Origin of the sequence: Nonomuraea sp. NPDC049725, assembly GCF_040674795.1 — a bacterium.
Lineage (GTDB): Bacteria > Actinomycetota > Actinomycetes > Streptosporangiales > Streptosporangiaceae > Nonomuraea > Nonomuraea ceibae.
On record NZ_JBFANJ010000004.1, the window covers coordinates 221,498 to 242,205 of the forward strand.

A 20,708-nucleotide genomic window follows, 5' to 3' on the forward strand; every position below is an offset into this window, starting at 1 on the left:
TGCGGTGGCTCTTGACCGGGGCGAGCGGCGAGGTCAGCGGCTCGCCGCTGGACGGCTTGTGGATCGTCACCTGGTTCCCCCTAGTACACGGGCCGTACGTGCGTGACTACCCGGGGTAATGCCACGCTAGGCCCACGAAAATCCCACAAGAGGCATAGTGGGGCGCGTTCGGGAGCGTCTCAGGGACGAAGGACGATCTCTGGGAGGTGACGTGGACGCCGAGGACGAAACGGTCTTCCGCGAGTTCGTCGCGGCGCGCTCGCCCGCGCTGATGCGGCTCGGCTTCCTGCTCACCGGCGGGGACCAGCACGCGGCGGAGGACCTGGTGCAGGCGGCGCTGGCGAAGCTGGCGGGCCGGTGGCGGCGGGTGGCGGCGCCGGAGGCCTACGCCCGGCAGACCATGTACCGGCAGAACATCAGCTGGTGGCGTACGGCGGTGCGGCGCGGCGAGGTCGTCCGGGACGCGGTGCCCGACGTGCCGGGACTCGACCGCACCCATCAGAGCGAGCTGCGCATGGTGCTGCGGGACGCGCTGGCGAGGCTCACCGCCCGGCAGCGCGCGGTCCTGGTGCTGCGCTACTTCGAGGACCTGCCGGACCACGAGGTGGCGCGGCTGCTCGGCTGCTCGGTCGGCACGGTCAGGAGCACCGCGCACCGCTCGCTGGCCCGGCTGCGGCAGCTCGCCCCGGAGCTCGCACAGGAACTGGAGGCCGCCGTATGAGCAGGCTGCTGAGGGAGACGATGCGGGAGTGGGCCGGGCAGGCCCGGGTGCCGCACGACCTGGTCGACCGGGCGCTGCGCAAGCGCTCCAGGAAGCCCGCCGTCGCGGCTGCGGTGCTGGCCTTCGCGGTGGCGGTCGCGGTGTTCGCGGTCGTGCTGACGGGCCGGCCGGCGACCGTGCGGCCCGCCGACGGGGTCACGCTGCCGCCCCGGCCCTCACCTGCGCCCACGGACGTGCGCGGCGACCCGGGCAACATGCGGCCGACGAAGCTGGTGGCCGCCGGCCGGGTGGCGGTCTCGGCGTACTCCACGCACCGGGTGGAGAAGCTCGGCGGCGACCGGGAGCGGCTGCGGCGCACCTGGTGGCTGTACGACCCGCGTACCGGCGGCTACGAGCGGACGTCGTACGCCTGGCTCGACGTGGCGCCGGGCCTGCGGGTGGCGGCGGTGCTCGAAGGGGACGTGATGGGCCGGCGGGCCGGCATCCTCGACATGGAGACGCGGCAGTTCATCACCTGGATCGACCTGGGCCGGGACATCGCGTCGCTCTCCTGGTCGCCCGACGGCACGCGGCTGCTGGCGACGAGCTACGCCGACTACCCGGACACCTGGCAGCGGAACGGGCCGAACAGCCGGCTGCTTCCTCCCAGCACCCGCACCGGCTACGTCATCGCCGACGTGCCCGCGGGCACGGTCGAGTTCCACGCCATGCCGCCGCTGGAGCGAGGCGCGCAGCCCGGCAACGGCAACACGCGCCAGGACCTGGGCTGGAGCCTCGACGGCTCGCTGATCTGGGCGCCGATCAGCACCAGCCCCGGCAGGCTCTACCACAGCCCGGACGGCACGCCGCAGGCCGCGCCGCCCGACCTGGTCAGCCAGGGCGGGCTGTCGAAGGTGTCACCGGACGGCAGGCTGGTGCTGGGCGACCCCGGCCTGCCGACCTCGATCACCGACAGGCGGACGGGCGCGGTCGTCGGCCGGCAGCGGGTCCTCCAGCTCCTCGCCTGGGCCGACGACGGGCACGCGCTCGCCCTCGCCTGCGCCGGCGCCTGCGAGAACGAGTTCCGCGCCGCTCTCGCCCTGGTCAGCGTGGACGGCCGGGACGTGGTGCGGCTCACCGGCGACCACGACGCGCGGGCCGAGGAGGAGGGCTGGCAGTGGGTGCTCACGCCTAGATGACGCGTTCGCGGGCAGGTGGAGGTCCCCCGACCCCCGAGGAGGACCCCTTGACTACCGCGCAGAACGCCAGGGCCGCGGCCAGAAGGGCCGCGGACACCCCCGCGCTCGACAGGCTCGCCCGTGTGGGGCTGGCCTGCCGGGGCGTGCTGTACGCCCTGATCGGCGTGCTCGCGATCCAGATCGCGTTCGGCAGCGGGGGAGAGCAGGCCGACAAGGGCGGCGCGATCACCACGGTGGCGGAGCTGCCGTTCGGCTCCGTGCTGCTGTGGGTGATGGTGGCGGGCTTCGCCGCGCTGGCTCTGTGGCAGGCGTCCGAGGTGCTGTTCGGCCACCTGCGCCCGCTGGACCGGGCCGAGGCGGCCTGCAAGACGGTCGTGTACGCGCTGATCGTCTTCACGTTGTGGAGCGTGCTGACGGTGGGCCGCGCCGCCTCGGAGGACCAGAAGTCGCAGGATGTCACCGGCAAGCTGCTCGACCTGCCCGCCGGGCAGCTGCTCGTCGGCGTGATCGGCCTGGGCATCGTCGGGCTGGGCGTCTACTGGATCCGGCAGGGCGTGACCAAGAAGTTCCGGGAGGAGCTCGAACTGGGCCGCATGTCGCCGCGCACCCGTTCGGTGATGGAGAAGCTCGGCGTGGCCGGCTACCTGGCGCGCGGCGCCATCGCCGGGCTGGCCGGGATCTTCGTCGTCCAGGCGGCCCTCACCCACGACCCGGACAAGGCGGGCGGCATCGACGCGACGCTCCGCGCGTTCGCCGACACCCCCGTCGGGCCGTGGCTGCTGGTGCTGGTGGCCGTGGGGCTGATGCTGTTCGCCGGCTACTGCTTCGGCGAGTCGCGCTACCGCCGCACCTGACCGGGGTCAGGACGTCTCGAACTCCCCGACGTTCGCCTTGGTCGCCACCTTGACCGGGACGGCCACCGTCTTCTCCACCTGCTCTCCCCTGGCGAGCTTGACCGCCGCCTCCACCGCCTGCTGGCCGAGCAGCCTCGGCTGCTGGGCGATGGTGGCGGCGAGCGTGCCGTCCTTGACCGCGGTCAGGCCGTGCGGGGTGCCGTCGAAGCCGACGACCTTGACCTGCTTGCCGGCCCGGCTGCCGAGCGCCCGGATCGCGCCCAGCGCCATCTCGTCGTTCTCGGCGAACACGCCGGTGACGTCCGGGTGGGACTGGAGCAGGTTCGTCATCACGTCCAGGCCCTTGGCCCGGTCGAAGTCGGCCGGCTGCCGGGCCACGACCTGGATGTTCGGGAACGCCTTGATGCCCTCCTCGAAGCCCCGGCCGCGGTCGCGGGAGGCGGAGGTGCCCGGGGTGCCCTGGAGGACGACGGCCTGGCCCTGCTCGCCCATCTGCTTGGCGAGCTCCTGGGCGGCCAGCTTGCCGCCGGCCACGTTGTCGGAGGCGACGGTCTGCGCCACCTCGACGCCGTTGACGCCGCGGTCCACCGCGATCACCGGCACGTTGACGCGCTCGGCCGCGGTGACGGCGGGCGCCGCCGCGTCGGAGTCGACCGGGTTGAGGATGATCGCCTTCATGTTCTGGCTGGTGAAGTTCTGGACCTGGTTCACCTGCTGGGAGGCGTCGTTCTGGGCGTCGGTGACGGTGAGCGTCGCGCCGAGCTTGTCGGCCTGCTCCTGGGCGCCGTCGCGGAGCTGGACGAAGTACGGGTTGTTCAGCGTCGAGACGGACATGCCGAGCTCCAGCCCGTCGCCGCCCCCGCCGCCGCACGCGGCCAGGCCGAGCGCGAGCGCCATGACTATCGCGGGAATCCGCATGATCGTGCCTTTCTAGTTCGTTCCCCGGCGGCGCAGGGTGTCGACGAGGACGGCCAGCGCGATGACCACGCCGATCACCACCTGCTGCCAGAACGCCGAGACCGACAGCAGGTTGAGCCCGTTGCGCAGCACGGCCAGGATGAGCGCGCCGACGAGCGTGCCGAGCGCCCGGCCCTTGCCGCCCGACAGGCTCGCGCCGCCGATGACGACGGCCGCGATGGCGTCGAGCTCGTAGCCGGCCGCCGCCTGCGGCTGCGCCGAGGCCAGCCGGCTGGCCAGCACGACGCCGGCGACCGCCGCGAACGCGCCGGACAGCGCGTAGGTGATGAGCTTGATCCGGCTGACCTTGATCCCGGACAGCCGGGCGGCCTCCTCGTTGCCGCCGATCGCGTACATGGCCCGGCCGGGAAAGGTCCGGTTGAGGATGATCGCGGCGACGACGCCCATGACGAGCATCACCAGGACCGGTATCGGCAGGAACCGGCCGACGGTGTCGCCCAGGTGGGAGACCGCCTCCGGCATGGAGATCGGGCTGCCCTGGGAGATGACCAGGGCCAGGCCGCGGGCGATGCCGAGCATGGCCAGCGTGGCGATGAACGGGGGCAGCTTCCCGTACGCGATCAGGACGGCGTTGACCAGCCCGCACGCCACGCCGGTGGCGAGCGAGAGCACGACGGCGGCCGGCCACGGCAGGCCGCCCTCGGTGGCCGTCCACGCCAGCGTGATCGCCGACAGCGCCGCGACCGAGCCGACCGACAGGTCGATGCCGCCGGTGACGATGACGAACGTGGAGCCGAACGCCAGGATGGCGGTCACGGCCGCCTGCACGCCCACGTTGAGCAGGTTCGTCAGGCTGAGGAAGTCGGACGACAGCAGCGACAGCGCGATGACGAGCACGACCAGCGCGGCGATCGCGCCGTTCTCGGCGAGCCAGGCCGACGACCGGCTGTCGGTCCCGCCCTGTTTACTCCGCACGGGAGCCCGCCACGTCGGCGACGGCCAGCGCCATCACGCCGTCCTGGGTGGCCTCGTCGGCGCGCAGCTCGCCGACGAGCCGGCCGCGCGCCATGACGAGGATGCGGTCGCTCATCCCGAGCACCTCCGGCAGATCGCTGGAGATCATCAGCACCGCGTGCCCCGAGTCGGTGAGGGCGTTGACGAGCTGGTAGATCTCGACCTTGGCGGCCACGTCGACGCCGCGTGTCGGCTCGTCCAGGATGAGCACGCCCGCCTGGGCGGCGAGCCACTTGCCGATGACGACCTTCTGCTGGTTGCCGCCGGACAGCGTGCGGACCTCCTGGTCGAGGCCGGTCATGCGGATGCCGAGCTGCTCGGCGACCCGGGCCGCCGCGGTGCGCCGGCCCTTCAGGTCCACGAACCCGGCCCTGGTGGCGTCGCGCAGCGTGACCAGCCCCAGGTTCTCGCCGATGCCGGCGCCCAGCACCAGGCCCTGCCCCTTGCGGTCCTCCGGCACCAGCCCGAGCCCGGCCTCCATCGCGGCGTGCACGTCGTGCGGCGGCAGCCGGCGCCCGCGCACGAACACCTCGCCGGCGTCGTAGCGGTCGGCGCCGAACACCGCCCTGGCGACCTCGGTGCGGCCCGCGCCCACCAGCCCGGCCAGCCCCACCACCTCGCCCGCGCGCACCTCGAACGAGACGTCGTCGAAGGCTCCCCTGCGGGTCAGCCCGCGCACGCTGAGCAGCGGCTCGCCCAGCTCGGCCGGGCGGCGCGGGAACTGCTGGTCGACCGGCCGGCCCACCATGAGCCTGACCAGCTCGTCCTGCGGCGTGTCGGCGGGCACCTCGGCCACCGAGCGGCCGTCGCGCAGCACCGTCACCCGGTCGCCGATCTCGGCGATCTCCTCCAGGTGGTGGGTGATGAACACGATCGCCACGCCCTCGTCGCGCAGCCGCCGGACGATCGCGAACAGCTTGCCGACCTCGCCTGTGGTGAGCACCGCCGTCGGCTCGTCCATGATCAGCACCCGGGCGTCCAGCGACAGCGCCTTGGCGATCTCCACCATCTGCATGCGGGCGATGCCCAGCCTGCGGACCGGCGTGCGCGGATCGACCCGCACGTCCACGCGCTCAAGCAGCTCGCGGGCCCGGCGCTGCATCGCGGCCGTGTCGACGAGCCCGAACCGGCGCGGCAGCCTGCCCAGCGACAGGTTCTCCGCCACCGACAGGTCCGGCACCAGGTTGAACTCCTGGTAGATGGTCGAGATGCCGAGCCGGCGCGCGTCACCGGCGTCGCGGATCTCCACCGGCCGCCCGTCCATCAGCACGCGGCCCTCGTCCGGCCGGTACGCGCCGGACAGGATCTTGATCAGCGTGCTCTTCCCGGCGCCGTTCTCGCCGAGCAGCACGTGCACCTCGCCCGCGCGCAGGCTCAGATCGACCCCGTCCAGCGCGCGCACGCCGGGGAAGGACTTGGTCAGCCCTTCCGCCCGGAGTATCGCCTCGCTCACCCAGAGGGACCTTTCCGCCCCCGCCGACGTCAAACCCGCAGGTGGGAGCGGTGAAGCCCCCGGCCCGCGCACGGGCCGGGGACTTCCCGTCAGGAGTCAGACGCGCGAGATGCGGACCGCGTCCGCGATCACCAGCCCGGTGCCGGACGTCCATCTGCTGACGCCCACCACGTTCTGCGTTCCCGCGTTGAGCGAGAAGGTGCCGATGCTGCGCCAGGCGCCTCCTCCGGATCTCTGGTCGACGTACACGGTCTGGTTGCCGCCCGCCGCGGCCACGATGTACGGGGCCGAGCTGTTGTATCCCGGATCGCTGGGATACCAGACCTCCACCCGGTACGTGCCGGCGCTCGGGATGGCGGCCGAGTACCAGGCCGGGTCGCTGGCGGCGACCGGTTCGGCGAAGCGGTAGTCGGTGCCGTGCCGCTGGCTGGAGTAGGCCGAGGTGCCCCAGTTGGCGCTGGCGGTGAAGCCGGAGCTGGAGTTGTCCACGGTCGTGGTCCACGTCGGAGTGCCGCCTCCGCCGTTGACGTAGTTCATGAACGTGGTCCAGTTCCAGTGCCGGCCCGGGTCGGTGTGCGTGGCGCCGGGGACCTCGTTGTGGCCGATGATGCCGGTACGGGTCTTCGGGATGCCGTACTTGTCGCACAGGTGCTTGGTCAGGGCGGCCGAGGCGCGGTACATGGCGTCGGTGAACCAGGAGGCGTCGTCGACCCAGCCCTCGTGCTCGATGCCGATGGACCGGGTGTTGTACGTCCAGTTGCCCGCGTGCCAGGCGATGTCCTTGTCGCGGACCATCTGGGTGACGGCGCCGTTGGAGGACTTGATCACGTAGTGGGCCGAGACGTTGGCGCTCGGGTTCTGGAACCAGGAGATGGTGCCGGCGTACGAGCCCTGGGTGACGTGGATGATCACCCGGTCGATGTTGTAGCTGGACTCGCGGCTGGAGGCGGTGTAGTTGCCGGAGTTGGCCGCGACCCAGGCGGCGGGCGGGTAGTCGGCGCTGGCCACGGTGGCCTGCGCGTTCAGGTCGCGGGCGTCGGCCAGCGCGCCTCGGTCGGCGGTGACCTCCTGCGGGGCGACGGTCACGCCGCGCGCCTGGAGGCCCAGGCCGAGGCTCTCGTAGACGGCGTCGGCGTACAGGCGGGACAGCTCGGGCGAGGTGGCGTTGCCGTACGCGGCGACGGCCTGGTACCAGCGGCCGATGTCGTCGCGGGCGGCCTCGTCGAGGCCGAGCTTGTCGGCGTGGGCGCGGAGCACGGCGGCGCCGCCGAGGATGTTGGCCGCGTCGTCCTTGCGGAGCTTGGCGACGGGCTGGCCGGTGAGTTCGGCGGCCTGTTCGAGGCTCTTGTTGGTGGGGTTGCTCACCAGGTGCATCACGCCGTACCCGCCGCTGGCGCTGGGCTCGCCGTTGTGGCCGTCAAGGTGGGTTTCGGCGTATCCGAGCGCGACGAGCAGGTCCCGGGGGACGTCGTGGGCGGCGGCTGCCCGGTCGAAGGCTTCGGACAGGGGGTTGGCGGTGTGCTGGGCCAGGGCCGGCTGACCTGCGAGGACCATGAGGGAGGTGATGACCGCGGCCGTGAGGGCCACTAATCGCGTTCGGGCGAGAGTCATGGGCGCTCCTCGTTGGGGGGTATCGGTCGCACAGTAAGGCCGTTCCATGACAGATGTCGATAATTGACATTACTTAGGTATTAAAGGAAACTTTCCGCCCGCGCGAAGGGGATGGCGGGCTAGGTTGGGCCCCCGCCAATGTGGTGAAAACTATTGCGCTCTACGGGAAGTCGGCTGAAACTTCCCTTCGTGACCACGCTTCTGCGTCTCGTCCTGACGACCCTGCTGGCCGTCTTAGCCGGCGCCGTGGCGCCCGCGACCGCACCCGCGGCGGCCTCCTCCGCCTGCACCGTCGACCCCGCCACGCCCAAGCGTCAGCTCAGGGCCATGTGGATCTCCAGCGTCGCCAACATCGACTGGCCCAGCCGCACCGGACTGAGCGTGGCCGCCCAGCAGGCCGAGTTCCGCTCCTGGCTCGACCTGGCCGTACAGCGCCGGATGAACGCCGTGGTCGTCCAGGTGCGGCCGACCGCCGACACGTTCTGGCCCTCCAGCCTCGAACCGTGGTCGCAGTGGCTCACCGGCACCCAGGGACGCGACCCCGGCTACGACCCGCTCGCCTTCATGGTCGCCGAGGCGCACGCCCGCAACCTGGAGCTGCACGCCTGGTTCAACCCCTACCGCGTGGCCAACCACGACGACCCCAGCCGCCTCATCTCCACCCACCCGGCGCGCCGCAACCCCGCCTGGCGCTTCGCCTACGGCGGCAAGCTCTACTACAACCCCGGCCTGCCCGAGGTCCGCGACTTCATCGAAGACGTGATCATGGACGCGGTCAGCCGCTACGACATCGACGGCGTCCACCTCGACGACTACTTCTACCCCTATCCCGTCAGCGGCCAGACCATCCCGGACTCGGCCGCGTACTCCCAGCACGGCGGCGGGATGAACGTCCACGACTGGCGCCGCGAGAACGTCAACCTCCTCGTACGCGAGCTCGACCAGCGCATCCACGCCGCCAAGCCGCACGTGACGTTCGGCATCAGCCCGTTCGGCATCTGGCGCAACGCCTCCGCCGACCCGCTCGGCTCGCGCACCTCCGGACTCCAGTCGTACGACGCGATCTACGCCGACAGCCGCCGCTGGGTCAAGCAGGGCTGGGTGGACTACATCTCGCCGCAGATCTACTGGCACATCGGCTTCAGCACGGCCGCGTACGAGGTGCTGACCGCCTGGTGGGCCGAGGTCGTCCGGGGCACCGGCACCCAGCTCGTCATCGGCCAGGCCGCCTACCGCGCGGGCGCCACCGGCCAGGACGCCGCCTGGCAGGACCGCAACGAGCTGAGCGACCACCTGCACGTCAACCGGCAGCACCCCGAGGTCGCCGGCGACGTGTACTTCAGCGCCAAGGACGTCAGGGCCGACCGCATCGGCTCGTTCTCCACGCTGGCCGCCGCCCACTACGGCAAGCCGGCGCTGCTGCCCGCCCGCGGGTCCGCCGCCGCGCCCGCCGCGCCGTCGATCACCTCGGCCACCCGCGTCACGAACGGCGTCTCGCTGGCCTTCCAGGGCTCCGGCGCCCGCTACTACGCGATCTACCGCACCACCGGAGCCGCCGGCGAGTGCGCGTTCGCCGACGCCCGCAACCTGGTCGCCACCACGACGAAGACCGCCTACACCGACACCACGGCCGCGCCCGGCACCGCCTACACCTATTACGCGACCGCGCTCACCCGCACCCACCAGGAGAGCGCCCCCAGCGCCGGCAGGTCCGTGACCGGCTCCGGCGAGACCTTCAGCGTCACCGTCGACAACGCCGACGCCGCCTTCACCGCGAGCGCCGCCTGGGGCACCTCCACCTACTCCCCGCAGCTCCACGGCACCGACTACCGCTTCGCCGACCCGGTCTCGGCCAGCGACCCGGCCTGGTTCCGGGCCGCGATCCCCGCCGCGGGCAGCTACCGCGTCGAGGTGTGGCACCCGGCCAACGCCGGCTACAGCAGCGCCGCGCCGCACATCGTGGCCGCGGCGGGCGGCAACCAGACCGTCACCGTGGACCAGCGCTCGGGCGGCGGCGCCTGGCGCGTGCTCGGCACGTTCTCGCTGGCCGCGGGCACGTACAACGTGGTGGGGGTGAGCCGCTGGACCTCCGCGCCCGGTTACGTCATCGCCGACGCCGTGCGCATAACCCGCGTGTGACCCGCGGTTCTGGGTAGGGGGCGCGCATGACCCTCATAGACCGCGTGCGCGCCTACCTCCGCAGCCCCCAGGGCAGGCAGACGATCGAGAAGGCCAAACGGATGGCCCGAGACCCCCGCAACCAGCACAAGGCACGCCGGTTCCTGGACCGGTTCCGCTCCCGCCGCCACTAAGCAGCCACCAGCTCACGGCCGGCCGAAGCGGATGCTCTCCAGCAGGTCGGCCTCCGCCCGGTCCAGGATTCTGGCGCTGTGAGCGGGCGCCGGCCGGCCCGCTCGGGCGCGCGCCAGCAGAGCGTGGCAGCGGCGGTGGTGCCGGGCGAACGTCCGGTCCGGCACGACGCGGCCCCTGGCGTGCTGGCCCGCCTTCGCCACCTCCGGCGTGACGTCCAGCAACACCAGGTGGAAGCCGCCCCGCCGGCCCATCCAGGCGAACGCGCGCAGCACGAACGCGCCGCAGCCCCGGTTGTGGGCGACCACGGACCGCCCGGCCCGCACCGCCGCGCGAATCCGCCACAGGTGCGTGCAGAACACCACGAACGTCCGCACCGGCTTCGGGGCCCAGCGCAGCCCGCCGGCCCAGTGCAGGCGTGACTGCATGGAGTCGATCACCGCCGCGCCGCCCGCCGTGACCGGGCCGCTCTCGGTCCCGGTCAGGCCGTACAGGCGGCGCAGCAGCGTGGTCTTGCCCGCGCCGGGCAGGCCGGTGAGGATCACCAGCGATCCGGCGGGGAAGTGCAGGGACGTCTCCCGGGCAGCGGGCACAGAGATGGACAAAACCGCTCACCTTCCCACGAACCCTCAGACGCACGTCCCCCCAACCTAGCGAGCTTGGTGGCCGAATCGGGCCGGAGCGGGACCGCCGAGGCGGACGACGGGATCGGCGAGCACGTCGGAGTCGCGTTCCGGAGCCGGGTCGATGACCGGTTCGGCCTCGCCCGCCTCGGCGATCCGGCGCAGCAGCCGCTCGCGCAGCTCCGCCGACACCTCCAGGTGCGAGCGCAGCCCGGCCAGGTTGACCAGCTCGTGCGGGTCGCTGTCGAGGTCGTACAGGGCCTGCTCGCGGTAGCGCGGCGAGCCGGCGTCGTGCCACGGGTCGGCGTCCTCGGCCACCGCGTAGTACTTCCACCGGGACGTGCGGATGCCGCGCCCCACCTCCGACTCGCTCACCTGGAAGAACACCTCGCCGGGCCACTCGGCGCGGGAGTCGCGCAGCAGCGGCAGGAACGAGCGCCCCTGCATGTCGCCCGGCACCGGCAGCCCGGCGGCCTCCAGCAGCGTCGGCGGCAGGTCGAGGGTGCTGACCGGCCGCGCGATCGCGCCCCCGCCGTCGAAGCCCGGACCGCGTACGGCCAGCGGCACCCGCAGCGAGGCGTCGTGGCAGGACCGCTTGTACTCGTCGTTGCGCGTCTTGAAGTGGCTGCCGTGGTCGGAGGTGTAGGCCACGATCGTGTCGTCGAGCAGGTCCATGCTGCGCAGCGCGTCGAGCAGCCGCCCCAGCCCCTCGTCCAGCCGTTTGACCTGGCCGAGGTAGCCGCCGAGATGCCGATGCGCGGTGCCGCCGAGCGCCGCCAGGTCGGGCGGCAGCCAGCGGCCCTGATAGCGCTCCTCGTAGCCGTCGGGCGCCGGGTAGTTGTCGACCTCGTTCTGGTGGTGCGGCTCCAGGAACGACAGGAACAGGAAGAACGGCTCCTCGTGGTGGTCGGCGACGAACCGGACGGCGGCGTCCACCAGCGCGTCGGAGCGGTAGCCGGGCAGGAAGACGGGCTCCTCGGCCTCGTCGTAGACGATCGTCCGGTAGGCGTCGGAGGTGAACTCCAGCGTGTTGGCCGCCAGCCAGCTCCGGTAGCCGCCGCGCTGGTCCTCCGGCACCGGGTCGCCCTGGGCCAGGTGCCATTTGCCGATGTACCCGGTGGCGTAGCCGGCCTCGCCGAACCGGTGGGCCAGCGTGCGCTCCTCCGCCGGCAGCGTGAGCCCGTTGCGGTGCACCCCGACCGTCGTCGGGTAGCGCCCGGTCTGCAGCGCGGCGCGGGCGGGCGCGCACACCGGCTGCGGCGTGAGCGCCACCGTGGCCTGGGTGCCGTGCCTGGCCATCCTGTCGAGGTTGGGGGTGAAGGGGCCGACGGTGTCCCACCGCTGCTGGTCGGTCAGGATCACGATCACGTTCGGGCGTGCCAAGAAGAAGCTCCTAACGAAGGCCGGTCAGCGCGATGCCGCGGACGAAGTAGCGCTGGGTGACGATGAACAGGACGGCGATGGGCACGAACAGGATCACCGAGCCCGCGGCCGTCAGGTGCCAGAGCGTGAAGTACTCCTGGTTGAACAGCGTGAGCCCGACGGGGATCGTCCGCATCTCGGGCGTCGTGGTCGCCACCAGCGGCCACAGGAACTCGTTCCACTGGAAGACGAACGTGAACAGGCCGAGCACGGCCAGCGCCGGGCGCGTCTGCGGCAGGATGATCCGCCGGTAGATGGCGAACTCCGACGCCCCGTCGATGCGCGCGGCGTGGATGAGGTCGTCCGGGATCGGCTGGATGAACTGCCGCATGAGGAAGATCCCGAACGCGTCCATCAGGAACGGCGTGATCAGCCCCTGGTACGTGTTGATCCACCCGAGGTGCGCCATCAGCACGTAGAGCGGGATCATCCGCACGAAGAACGGCACCATCAGCGTCGCCAGCAACGCCACGAACAGCGTGTTGCGCAGCGGGAAGCGGAACTTGGCGAACACGTAGCCGACCAGCGGGTCGAACAGCAGGTGCGCCAGCGTGATCCCGCCGGCCACGACCAGGCTGTTGACGATGAAGTCGCCGAACGGCGCCCGGGCGAACAGCTCGGCGTAGTTGCCCCACTGCGGCGACTCCGGCCACACCACGGCCTCGGCCGACAGCGTCTCGGCCTCGGTCTGCAGCGACAGCGAGAGCATGTAGAGCAGCGGCAGCACCATCACCAGCGAGGCCACGGTCAGCAGCGTGTAGAGCAGCGCGCGCCGCATCAGTACTGCACCTCCCCGCGCCGCCCGGCCCGGAGCTGGACGAGCGTGAAGGCGACGATCACGATCAGCAGCAGCACCGACTGCGCCGAGGCGTAACCGAAGTCGCGGGCCCGGAAGGCGACGTTGAAGATGTGGAACACCGACAGGTCGGTGGCGTCGCCCGGCCCGCCGTTGGTGATGATGTACGCCTGCCCGAACGCCTGGAGCCCGGAGATCACCGCCATCACCGACACGAACAGCGTCGTCGGCGCGAGCAGCGGCAGCGTGATCCGCCAGAACCGGTGCCACGCGTCGGCCCCGTCGATCTTCGCCGCCTCGTGGAACGTCTCGGGGATGCCCTGCAACCCGGCCAGGAACAGCACCATCGTGTAGCCGACGCTCTGCCACAGCGTGACGGCGGCGATGGTCAGCAGCGGGCTGGTGTTGAGCCACTGCTGCTCCGGCAGCCCGAGGGCGGCCAGCGTCCGGTTGAGCACGCCGAGCTCCGGGTCGAGGATGTTGCGCCAGAGCAGCCCGACGATCGCCACCGACGTCAGGTAGGGCACGAGCAGCATCACCCGGAACGCCACCCGCCCCCTGAGCGGCTGGTCCAGCGCCATCGCCAGGCCCAGCCCGAGCACGATCGACCCGGCCACCACGATCAGCGCGAACCCGCCGGTGACCAGGAACGAGTGCCGCACCGCCGGATCGGCCAGCGCCTGGGTGTAGTTGCCCAGCCCGGCGAACCGGTCCGCGGACGGCCCTGTCATCAGGCTCGTGGAGACCACGTTCCCGATCGGCAGGTAGAAGAAGGCGGCGAAGAACAGGATCGCGGGCAGCAGGAACAGATAGGCGGTGCGGGCATACCGGGCGGAGAGCGTACGCGGGCGGAGCACGCTCATTTCAGGTAACCCCGGGCCGCCTCGGCGAACTTCTCGACGGCCGCGTCGGCGGGCTCGTTCTGGATGAGCACCGACTGGTACATCTTCTTCAGCTCGTCGTCGAAGCGCCCGAACTGGCCGGTCAGCCGGATCTCCTGGCTGGCGTCGCGCGCCATGCCGAGCGCGTCGGCGAACGCCTTGATCCCCGGGTCGGCCTGCACCTCGGGCAGCTCCGCCCAGGAGAGGCGCGGCATCAGCATGCCGACCTCCTTGGTGGCGGCCCGCTCGACCTCCAGCGCGGTGATCCGCTTGACGAAGTCCCACGACAGGTCGGGCCTGCGTGCCTTGGCGGGGACGAACACGCTGGTCCCCGCCGCGTTCGTGGCCTGCTCGCGGCCCTTGAGCGGGGCCGCGTAGCCGACCTCGATGTCGGGGCTGGTCTGCTTGATCGGCCCCAGGTCCCACGGCCCGGTGATGATCATCGCGGCCCGCTTGGCGGAGAACAGCTTCTGCGGCCCCGAGTAGTCGGTGCCCGACACCGGCACCGGCGCGACCTTGTGCTTGTGCACCAGCTCGGCCTGGAAGCGCATCGCCTCCACGGCCGCGTCGTGCGGCACCAGCACGCCCTTGGTCGCCGGGTCGTAGTAGCGCACGCCGTTCTGCATCAGCCACGGCCCTGCGTAGCCGTGGTCCTGGTTGAGCGCGATGCCGTACACGTCGCCCTTGGTGAGCTTTCCGGCCGCCTCCAGCAGCTCCTCCCAGGTGGTGGGCGGCTCGACGCCGGCCGCGTCCAGCATGCCCTTGTTGTAGAGCAGCAGCGTGCACGTCAGGTGGAGCTGCACGCCGTACACCTGGCCCTGGTACGAGTTCCGCTCGACGGTGACGGGACGCCAGTCGGACGGGAAGCCCATCGCCTGGCCGTCACGGTCGACGTACTCCTGCAGCGACAGGGCGTTGCCGGAGATCGCGAAGTCCTGGACCCAGCCGCCGGGCTCCTCGACCACGTCGGGCACGCTGCCGGAGGCGAAGTCGGCCAGCAGGCGGGTGCGCAGGTCGGGCCACTGGTACTTCTGGAAGTTGACCTTGACCTGGTGGGCCTGCTCGAACTCGGCGATCACCTTGCGGTAGGCCTGGTAGTCGTGGCCGGCGTTCCAGTAGACGGTGAACGTGCCGGGCTCGGCGGACGGAACGGGCGGGGCGCCGGCGCAGGCGTTCAGGAGAGGGACGGCGGCGGCGGCCGACGCCAGGCGGAGCAGGTCGCGGCGGGAGAGGGCGGGGGACATCTCATCGGTTCCCTTCTAGGAAGAGCCCCGGCGCAGGAACGCCCAGGAGCGGACGATCTCGCGGTCGGGCAGTGGCTCGTCGGCCTGGAGGCGGTCGAAGAGCAGGCGCACGACGTCGGTGTAGTCGTGCCTGAGCGGGCCAACGGTGCTGAGCTGCGGGTTGGCGATGAGTCCTTCGTCGATGTTGCCGACGCCGACCACGGCGACGTCGTCGGGCACGCGCAGCCCGGCGTCCCTGGCGGCCCAGATCGTGCTGATCGCGGCCCGGTCGCTGGCCGCGAAGATCGCGTCGGGCGGCTCCGGGCCGCGCAGCAGCGCGGTGGCCGCCTGGTAGGCGCCGACGCGGTCGTCCGCGCCGGGCACCACGATCCGGCGCGCCGGGTCGACGCCGTGCCGGTCGAGCGCGGTGGTGTAGCCGAGCAGCCGGCCGGCGGGCCGCTCGCGGTAGAGCTCGTAGCGCTGGGCCAGGAACGCGATGCGCCGCCGGCCCTGCGCGATCAGGTGCTCGACCGCCTCGGCGCACGCCTCGGCCTCCGGCGTCCGTACGACGTCGCAGCCCGGAGGCACGTTCTCCTGGCCGATGACCACGGTCGGCATGCGGGTGGCGACGACCGATGACAGCAGGTCCTCGGTGAGGTGGTCGCCGACGGCGTGGATCAGCACGCCGTCGGCGATGCCGCCGCGCAGGACGTCGACCGCCGCGACGGCGCGCGCCTCGGAGTAGACGGTGAGCGTGACGACCGAGTAGCCGTGGCCGTCGGCCATCTCGTGCAGGTCGCGGGCCAGCCGCTCGTCGGTCGGCACGCCGCCGAACGACGACTGCACCAGGCACACCCGCTGGGTGCGCCGCCGCCGCAGGCTCCTGGCGGCCTGGTTGGGGGTGTAGCCGAGCTGGGCGGCGGCGTCGATCACGCGCTGCCTGGTCTCGGCGGCCACCCGCCTGTCCCGGCCGCCCAGCACGTACGACACGGTGGCGATCGACACTCCGGCGAGCTCTGCCACCTGTTTGGCGGTAGGTCTCATGTTATACGAATAACATAGTATTTCCTGCATGTAAAGTAGGTTTTTATCCGGGCCCTTTGTGGAGCGACGTGATGCTCGGCCGGAACGACGAGTGTGTGCTGCGTCATAGTGGTTAATCGTTTAACACACGAAAGCCCATTGCGGGAGGCCCTATCTTGCAAGTTGAGTTGAGCTCAACCAACATGGAGGCGTGGAACCGTTGTCCGAACGCGCCGCCGCCAGCCGCCGCCGCCTGCTCGAAGCCGCTGCCGACGAGCTCATCGCCACCGGTGACGTCGAGGTGGCGGCCGTCGCCCGGCGCGCCGGCCTCAGCGTCGGCCTGCCTTACCGCTACTTCGGCACCCGCAGCGGCCTGATGAGCGCGCTACTGGAGGACTTCTACGAGCGGCTGGTGGCCGACACCGTCCTGGTCAGCTTCGACGGCGACACCTGGCTCGACCGGTGGCGGGCCCAGCTCACCACCTGGGTCGACCGCGTCTACGACGACCCGCTGGCCCCCGTCGTCCTCGGCCGCATGGTCGGCGACGCCGAGGTGGCGGCCATGGAGGCGCGCTGCTTCAAGCTCGTCATCACGCTCGGCGCCAAACACGTCGCCGCGGGCCAGGCCGAAGGCGCCGTCGTCGCGGGCCGCGACCCCGAGCTGCTGGCCACGGCCGTGGTGGGCGGCATGCGCGCCGTCTTCACCGTCGTCCTCGACCAGGACCCCCGGCCCGAGCGGGCGACGGTGCTGCGCGAGCTGTGGGAGTTCAGCACCGCCGCGCTCGGCGCCCGCCCGCGAGGGGACGGCTGATGGCCGCCGGCGCCCTGTCCGCGCTGCACCGCGACGGCTTCCTCGTGCTGCCCGGCGTGCTCGCCCCGGCCGCCTGCCGGCGCATCCGCGCCGACCTCACCCCGCTGCTCGGCCCCGCCGGCCGCGACCCCTTCCGCACCGGCCACCTCCGGCAGGTCTTCGGCGTCCTGACCAACACCCGGGCCGTCGACCCCCTGCTCGACCACCCGGCGGCCCTCGCCTTCCTGGACCGCCTCCTGCTGCCGAACTTCCTGCTGTCCCAGCTCGAAGTGATCGAGGTGCGCCCCGGCGCCCCGGCCCGCCCGCCCGCGCCGGACGACCGGCACTACCCGCTGCCCCGCCCGCGCCCCGCCCTGTCGGTGGCCGCCCTGTGGCCCCTCGACGACGCCGCGATCACCGTCTGGCCGGGCAGCCACCGCTGGCCCGACGACCGCACCCCGATCGGCTCCGGCGTCCCGCTGCCCGTCGAGGCCGGCTCGTGCGTGCTGCTCCTCGGCACCCTCTGGCACGCCCGCCCGCCGCTCCCCGACCTGGCCGCGCCCCGGCTGACGGTCACCGCCCACTACTGCGAGCCCTGGCTGCGCACCCGCGAGGCGTTCACGCTCTCACCGGGCCGCGAGGTCGCCCGCCAGCTCACCGGGCGGGTCCGCCGCATGCTCGGCTACAGCGTCCACCCGCCCGACACCGGCCTGGTCGACGGCATGCACCCGGAGCGGCTGTTCGCCTAGAAAAAATCTCTCCTCCCTCTGTCACACCTCCCCGCCGGGGCGGGTCGGGGTGATGAAGGCAGAAACACACAGAGGAGCGTCACCCATGTCCACCACCTACGTGATCATCACCCTGCTGGCCGCCGCCACCACCGGCTTCTCGGCCGTCTCCGTCTTCATGCGCGCCAAGTGGGTCGTGGAGCCGCTGGCCGCCTACGGCATCCCGCGCGGCTGGTGGCCGTGGCTCGGCGCGGCCAAGGCGGCGGGCGCGCTCGGCCTGGCCGCCGGGCTGCTCGTCCCGGCCGTCGGCGTCGCGGCGGCGATCGGCCTGGTGCTGTACTTCACCGGCGCCGTCGTCACCGTGGCCCGCGCCCGCTGGTTCTCGCACCTGCCGTTCCCGATGATCTACGCCGCCCCGGTGATCGCCTCCCTGGCGCTCGGCCTCGCCGGCTGAACGGCGCGCCTTCAGGAGCGGAGAAGGAAAGCCGTAAGGATTCCGTAAACGGCCCCCGCGATGCTGAAGGCACATCGAAAGCGAGAAGGAGCAGGAACATGGCGAGCAAACTGGTGGTGTCGGCGTTCGTGTCGCTCGACGGGGTCATGCAGGGCCCCGGCGGGCCGGGCGAGGACGACTCCAACGGCTTCACCCACGGCGGCTGGCTGGCCCCGCACGTCGACGAGGTGTTCGGCCAGATCATGGGCGACCAGCTGGAGCAGGCGTCCGGCATGCTGCTGGGCCGCAGGTCCTACGACATCCTCTCCTCCTACTGGCCCGGCGTGCCCGACGAGGAGGGCGGCGCCCGGATCAACAGCATGCCCAAGTACGTCGTCACCCGCACGCCCAGGACCGCCGACTGGCGCAACACGACGGTCCTGGCGGGCGAGGCCGCCGAGACCGTCGCCGAGCTCAAGCGGACCACCGACGGCGAGATCATGACCCAGGGCAGCACCGACCTCATCCACACCCTCCAGCGGGCCGAACTGGTCGACGAGTACCGGCTGCTCGTCTTCCCCGTCGTCCTCGGCGAGGGCAAGCGCCTGTTCGCCCCGGGCACCATGCCGGCCGGGCTGAAGCTCACCGGCTCCACCACCACGGGCGCCGGAGTCCTGTACGTGACCTACGCGTGGGAGGGCAAGCCCCGCACCGGGTCCGTGGCTTGAGTCGCGGCGCGGCACCCTCTAGCGTTCGGGCACATGAAAGACCTCCTCCCGCCCGACCCGGTCCCCGAACTCCTGCGCCTGACGGTGCCCCACGAGGACGTGGCCGGCGTCCTCGCGGCCCGTCCCCGGCCGGGCACCGAGGCGTGGCGGCTGCTGGAAAGCAACGTGCACACCCTGGTGTCGGCCATGGGCGACCTGGACGACCCGCCGCGCTTCCCCGACCTGCCCGACCCGTACTTCTACGTGCACGTGTTCATGGCCGCCGCGCCGCACGTCCGCGAATACCACCGCTCCCGCGGCATCCCGGACGACGTCTCCTCGCGCACGCTGGCCGACCTGGGCCGCAACATGGCCGTCTACCGCAAGAGGCTCGGCACCGGCGGGCTCAACGCGCCGTTCTGGCTCATGCTGCACTTCCGCGGCATGATCTACGAGCTGGGGCGGCTGCAGTTCGAGCGCGCCACGCTCGACGAGCGCCTGGCCGAGTCGATCAAGGCCGCCGGGCTGCCGTGCGAGCCGGGCGAACCGGCGCTCTCCGTGCACATCCCCGACTTCCTCGGCCCGATGACGCCCGAGGCGTGTGACGCGGCCTTCGCCGAAGCCGCCGCGTTCTTCCCGCGTCACTTCCCCGAGGAGCGGCCGCGCTACGCCTTCTGCGGCTCGTGGCTGCTCGACGAGCAGCTCGCCGGTTACCTGCCGGAGAAGTCCAACATCATCCGCTTCCAGCGCCGCTTCCGGCCCGCGTACCGCTCGGACGACGACGGCGGCATCGTCCCGTTCGTCTTCGGCGCCGACGCGCGGCTCGCCCCGGACCTGCCCCGCCGCACCAACCTGGAACGCGCCGTCGGCGACCACCTCCGCGCCGGCAACACCTGGCACGCCACCACCGGCTGGACCCCCCTGGCGGGCTGAGCCGGTCAGGCGGGGCGGGGTGGGGCGGTGCTGCCTCGGGGGACGAGGCGGGCGGATTCGTCCTGGATGCCGGTGACCTCCTCGCCGGCGATGAGGGCGAGCAGGGCGCGGGCGGCGTGGGCGCCGTAGGCGGGGATGTCGCGGGTCAGGGCGCTGAGGGCGGGGCGGACGACCTGGGAGAGCGCCGAGTCGTCCCAGGCGACGATCGACAGGTCGCCGGGGACGTCGAGGCGCATCTCGTGGGCGGCCGACATGCCCGCCACGGCCATGATGTCGTTGTCGTAGACGACGGCCGTGGGCCGGGTGGCGGCGCTGACGAGGCGGCGGGTGGCGCGGGCGCCCTCCTCGCCGGTGTAGTCGGTGTGCATGATGGCGGGCCGGTCGAGGCCCAGGTCGTCGCAGGCGGCGGTGAACGCCTGGTCGCGCAGCACGGTGTGGACGAGCTCGGGCAGGCCGGCGACGCGGGCGATGCGGCGGTGGCCGAGTGCCGCCAGGTATTCGACGGTCTCCCGGATGGCGACGGCGTCGTCGGACCAGACGGGGGTCAGGGTGCCGGCCTCCGACGGGTGGCCGATGACGACGGCGGGCAGGCCGAGCTCCTTGAGCGCGGTGACGCGGGCGTCGGAGAAGCGCAGGTCGACGAGGATGGCGCCGTCGACGCGGCCTTCGCCCCACCAGCGGCGGTAGATGTCCATCTCCTGGTCGGGTGAGGCGGCGACCTGGAGCATCAGCGCGTAGGAGTGGCTGGCCAGCTCGCTCTCGATGCCGCTGATCAGCTCCATGAAGAACGGCTCGACGCCGAGGATGCGGGCGGGGCGGCACACGGTGAGGCCGACGGAGCGGGCGCGGGCGCCGTTGAGCGCGCGGGCGGCGGAGTTGGGGCGCCAGCCGATCTCCTCGGCGATGGCCTTGATGGCGGCGCGTTTGGCGGGGGAGACGCCGGGGCGGTCGTTGAGGGCGTAGGAGACGGCCACTTTGGAGACGCCCGCTCGCCGGGCGATGTCGGCGATCGTCGGTCGCTTCACCGAGCCTCCACTTGTGAACCGGTTAGTCAGTGCACCCGAACTTTACTACCGCCCTCCCCAACCGC

Annotated in this window: 21 protein-coding genes; 10 read left to right on the forward strand and 11 right to left on the reverse strand. The window is 72.1% G+C overall.

What is annotated here, in order from left to right; translation table 11 throughout:
• Positions 1-211 precede the first annotated feature (211 nt).
• The 3 genes from AB0J53_RS12210 to AB0J53_RS12220 are packed head-to-tail and all read left to right on the forward strand — an operon-like array spanning position 212 to position 2,753.
• The gene (locus AB0J53_RS12210) at positions 212-721 is read left to right on the forward strand and encodes a SigE family RNA polymerase sigma factor (RefSeq protein WP_364171348.1); all 510 of its coding nucleotides are present in this window, start codon (positions 212-214) and stop codon (positions 719-721) included.
• Entirely contained in the window at positions 718-1,899 is a 1,182-nt protein-coding gene (locus AB0J53_RS12215) for a hypothetical protein (RefSeq protein WP_364171350.1), read from the forward strand. The genes AB0J53_RS12210 and AB0J53_RS12215 overlap by 4 nt, the downstream gene beginning before the upstream one ends.
• Positions 1,900-1,946: 47 nt before the next feature.
• Complete coding sequence (locus tag AB0J53_RS12220; RefSeq protein WP_364171352.1) at positions 1,947-2,753, forward strand: DUF1206 domain-containing protein; 807 nt, start codon at positions 1,947-1,949, stop codon at positions 2,751-2,753.
• A 6-nt stretch (positions 2,754-2,759) separates the two neighbouring features.
• Here AB0J53_RS12220 and AB0J53_RS12225 read toward each other — a convergent pair whose 3' ends face one another.
• The 4 genes from AB0J53_RS12225 to AB0J53_RS12240 form a co-directional block, all read right to left on the reverse strand.
• Positions 2,760-3,671, reverse strand: coding sequence for a D-ribose ABC transporter substrate-binding protein (locus tag AB0J53_RS12225; protein ID WP_308125639.1), 912 nt, complete (start codon positions 3,669-3,671; stop codon positions 2,760-2,762).
• A gap of 12 nt (positions 3,672-3,683) precedes the next feature.
• A complete protein-coding gene (locus AB0J53_RS12230) occupies positions 3,684-4,646 on the reverse strand; it encodes an ABC transporter permease (protein ID WP_357583190.1) in 963 nt (320 codons plus the stop codon).
• Positions 4,636-6,138 (reverse strand): sugar ABC transporter ATP-binding protein, encoded by a 1,503-nt coding sequence (locus AB0J53_RS12235; protein WP_364171355.1) that lies wholly within the window; start codon positions 6,136-6,138, stop codon positions 4,636-4,638. Before AB0J53_RS12235 ends, AB0J53_RS12230 begins: the two co-directional genes overlap by 11 nt.
• 96 nt (positions 6,139-6,234) lie before the next feature.
• A complete protein-coding gene (locus AB0J53_RS12240; protein ID WP_364171357.1) occupies positions 6,235-7,749 on the reverse strand; it encodes an N-acetylmuramoyl-L-alanine amidase in 1,515 nt (504 codons plus the stop codon).
• A gap of 189 nt (positions 7,750-7,938) precedes the next feature.
• Here AB0J53_RS12240 and AB0J53_RS12245 point away from each other — a divergent pair, with 189 nt between their 5' ends.
• Positions 7,939-9,888 carry a family 10 glycosylhydrolase gene (locus AB0J53_RS12245; protein WP_364171359.1) on the forward strand — a complete coding sequence of 650 codons (1,950 nt, stop codon included), beginning with the start codon at positions 7,939-7,941 and terminating at the stop codon, positions 9,886-9,888.
• Positions 9,889-9,914: 26 nt separating this feature from the next.
• On the forward strand, positions 9,915-10,061 hold the full coding sequence (locus tag AB0J53_RS12250) for a hypothetical protein (RefSeq protein ID WP_219501617.1): 147 nt from the start codon (positions 9,915-9,917) through the stop codon (positions 10,059-10,061).
• 12 nt (positions 10,062-10,073) lie between these two features.
• Here AB0J53_RS12250 and AB0J53_RS12255 read toward each other — a convergent pair whose 3' ends face one another.
• From AB0J53_RS12255 to AB0J53_RS12280, 6 genes are read right to left on the reverse strand one after another with little or no spacing between them, the layout of a single operon-like run.
• On the reverse strand, positions 10,074-10,664 hold the full coding sequence (locus AB0J53_RS12255; RefSeq protein ID WP_364171361.1) for an ATP-binding cassette domain-containing protein: 591 nt from the start codon (positions 10,662-10,664) through the stop codon (positions 10,074-10,076).
• 45 nt (positions 10,665-10,709) lie between these two features.
• Positions 10,710-12,065 (reverse strand): sulfatase-like hydrolase/transferase, encoded by a 1,356-nt coding sequence (locus AB0J53_RS12260; protein ID WP_364171363.1) that lies wholly within the window; start codon positions 12,063-12,065, stop codon positions 10,710-10,712.
• 10 nt (positions 12,066-12,075) lie between these two features.
• Entirely contained in the window at positions 12,076-12,882 is an 807-nt protein-coding gene (locus tag AB0J53_RS12265) for a carbohydrate ABC transporter permease (RefSeq protein WP_364171365.1), read from the reverse strand.
• The gene (locus AB0J53_RS12270; RefSeq protein ID WP_219501623.1) at positions 12,882-13,763 is read right to left on the reverse strand and encodes a sugar ABC transporter permease; all 882 of its coding nucleotides are present in this window, start codon (positions 13,761-13,763) and stop codon (positions 12,882-12,884) included. The genes AB0J53_RS12265 and AB0J53_RS12270 overlap by 1 nt, the downstream gene beginning before the upstream one ends.
• On the reverse strand, positions 13,760-15,025 hold the full coding sequence (locus tag AB0J53_RS12275; protein WP_364171368.1) for a sugar ABC transporter substrate-binding protein: 1,266 nt from the start codon (positions 15,023-15,025) through the stop codon (positions 13,760-13,762). Before AB0J53_RS12275 ends, AB0J53_RS12270 begins: the two co-directional genes overlap by 4 nt.
• A gap of 15 nt (positions 15,026-15,040) precedes the next feature.
• Positions 15,041-16,048, reverse strand: coding sequence for a LacI family DNA-binding transcriptional regulator (locus AB0J53_RS12280; RefSeq protein WP_357583200.1), 1,008 nt, complete (start codon positions 16,046-16,048; stop codon positions 15,041-15,043).
• 190 nt (positions 16,049-16,238) lie between these two features.
• Between AB0J53_RS12280 and AB0J53_RS12285 the strand changes: the two genes are divergently transcribed.
• The 5 genes from AB0J53_RS12285 (at position 16,239) to AB0J53_RS12305 (ending at position 19,618) form a co-directional block, all read left to right on the forward strand.
• Positions 16,239-16,838, forward strand: coding sequence for a TetR/AcrR family transcriptional regulator (locus tag AB0J53_RS12285; protein WP_219509780.1), 600 nt, complete (start codon positions 16,239-16,241; stop codon positions 16,836-16,838).
• Positions 16,838-17,566, forward strand: a complete 729-nt coding sequence (locus AB0J53_RS12290; protein ID WP_364171371.1) for a phytanoyl-CoA dioxygenase family protein — start codon at positions 16,838-16,840, stop codon at positions 17,564-17,566. Before AB0J53_RS12285 ends, AB0J53_RS12290 begins: the two co-directional genes overlap by 1 nt.
• An 85-nt stretch (positions 17,567-17,651) precedes the next feature.
• Positions 17,652-17,999 carry a DoxX family protein gene (locus tag AB0J53_RS12295; RefSeq protein WP_364171373.1) on the forward strand — a complete coding sequence of 116 codons (348 nt, stop codon included), beginning with the start codon at positions 17,652-17,654 and terminating at the stop codon, positions 17,997-17,999.
• Between the two features lie 98 nt (positions 18,000-18,097).
• Positions 18,098-18,706: a dihydrofolate reductase family protein gene (locus tag AB0J53_RS12300; protein WP_364171375.1), complete on the forward strand. Its 609-nt coding sequence runs from the start codon at positions 18,098-18,100 to the stop codon at positions 18,704-18,706.
• A 33-nt stretch (positions 18,707-18,739) separates the two neighbouring features.
• Positions 18,740-19,618, forward strand: coding sequence for an acyltransferase domain-containing protein (locus AB0J53_RS12305; RefSeq protein ID WP_364171377.1), 879 nt, complete (start codon positions 18,740-18,742; stop codon positions 19,616-19,618).
• Positions 19,619-19,623: 5 nt separating this feature from the next.
• Here AB0J53_RS12305 and AB0J53_RS12310 read toward each other — a convergent pair whose 3' ends face one another.
• Entirely contained in the window at positions 19,624-20,643 is a 1,020-nt protein-coding gene (locus AB0J53_RS12310; RefSeq protein ID WP_364171379.1) for a LacI family DNA-binding transcriptional regulator, read from the reverse strand.
• Positions 20,644-20,708 lie beyond the last annotated feature (65 nt).

What these genes read in the sequence shown, in the direction of transcription:
- AB0J53_RS12215 (WP_364171350.1), top strand. Translation starts at nt 718, where the DNA reads ATGAGCAGGCTGCTGAGGGAGACGATGCGGGAGTGGGCCGGGCAGGCC.
- AB0J53_RS12225 (WP_308125639.1), bottom strand. Translation starts at nt 3,671, where the DNA reads ATGCGGATTCCCGCGATAGTCATGGCGCTCGCGCTCGGCCTGGCCGCG.
- AB0J53_RS12240 (WP_364171357.1), bottom strand. Translation starts at nt 7,749, where the DNA reads ATGACTCTCGCCCGAACGCGATTAGTGGCCCTCACGGCCGCGGTCATC.
- AB0J53_RS12250 (WP_219501617.1), top strand. Translation starts at nt 9,915, where the DNA reads ATGACCCTCATAGACCGCGTGCGCGCCTACCTCCGCAGCCCCCAGGGC.
- AB0J53_RS12265 (WP_364171365.1), bottom strand. Translation starts at nt 12,882, where the DNA reads ATGCGGCGCGCGCTGCTCTACACGCTGCTGACCGTGGCCTCGCTGGTG.
- AB0J53_RS12270 (WP_219501623.1), bottom strand. Translation starts at nt 13,763, where the DNA reads ATGAGCGTGCTCCGCCCGCGTACGCTCTCCGCCCGGTATGCCCGCACC.
- AB0J53_RS12275 (WP_364171368.1), bottom strand. Translation starts at nt 15,025, where the DNA reads ATGTCCCCCGCCCTCTCCCGCCGCGACCTGCTCCGCCTGGCGTCGGCC.
- AB0J53_RS12280 (WP_357583200.1), bottom strand. Translation starts at nt 16,048, where the DNA reads ATGAGACCTACCGCCAAACAGGTGGCAGAGCTCGCCGGAGTGTCGATC.
- AB0J53_RS12290 (WP_364171371.1), top strand. Translation starts at nt 16,838, where the DNA reads ATGGCCGCCGGCGCCCTGTCCGCGCTGCACCGCGACGGCTTCCTCGTG.
- AB0J53_RS12295 (WP_364171373.1), top strand. Translation starts at nt 17,652, where the DNA reads ATGTCCACCACCTACGTGATCATCACCCTGCTGGCCGCCGCCACCACC.
- AB0J53_RS12300 (WP_364171375.1), top strand. Translation starts at nt 18,098, where the DNA reads ATGGCGAGCAAACTGGTGGTGTCGGCGTTCGTGTCGCTCGACGGGGTC.
- AB0J53_RS12305 (WP_364171377.1), top strand. Translation starts at nt 18,740, where the DNA reads ATGAAAGACCTCCTCCCGCCCGACCCGGTCCCCGAACTCCTGCGCCTG.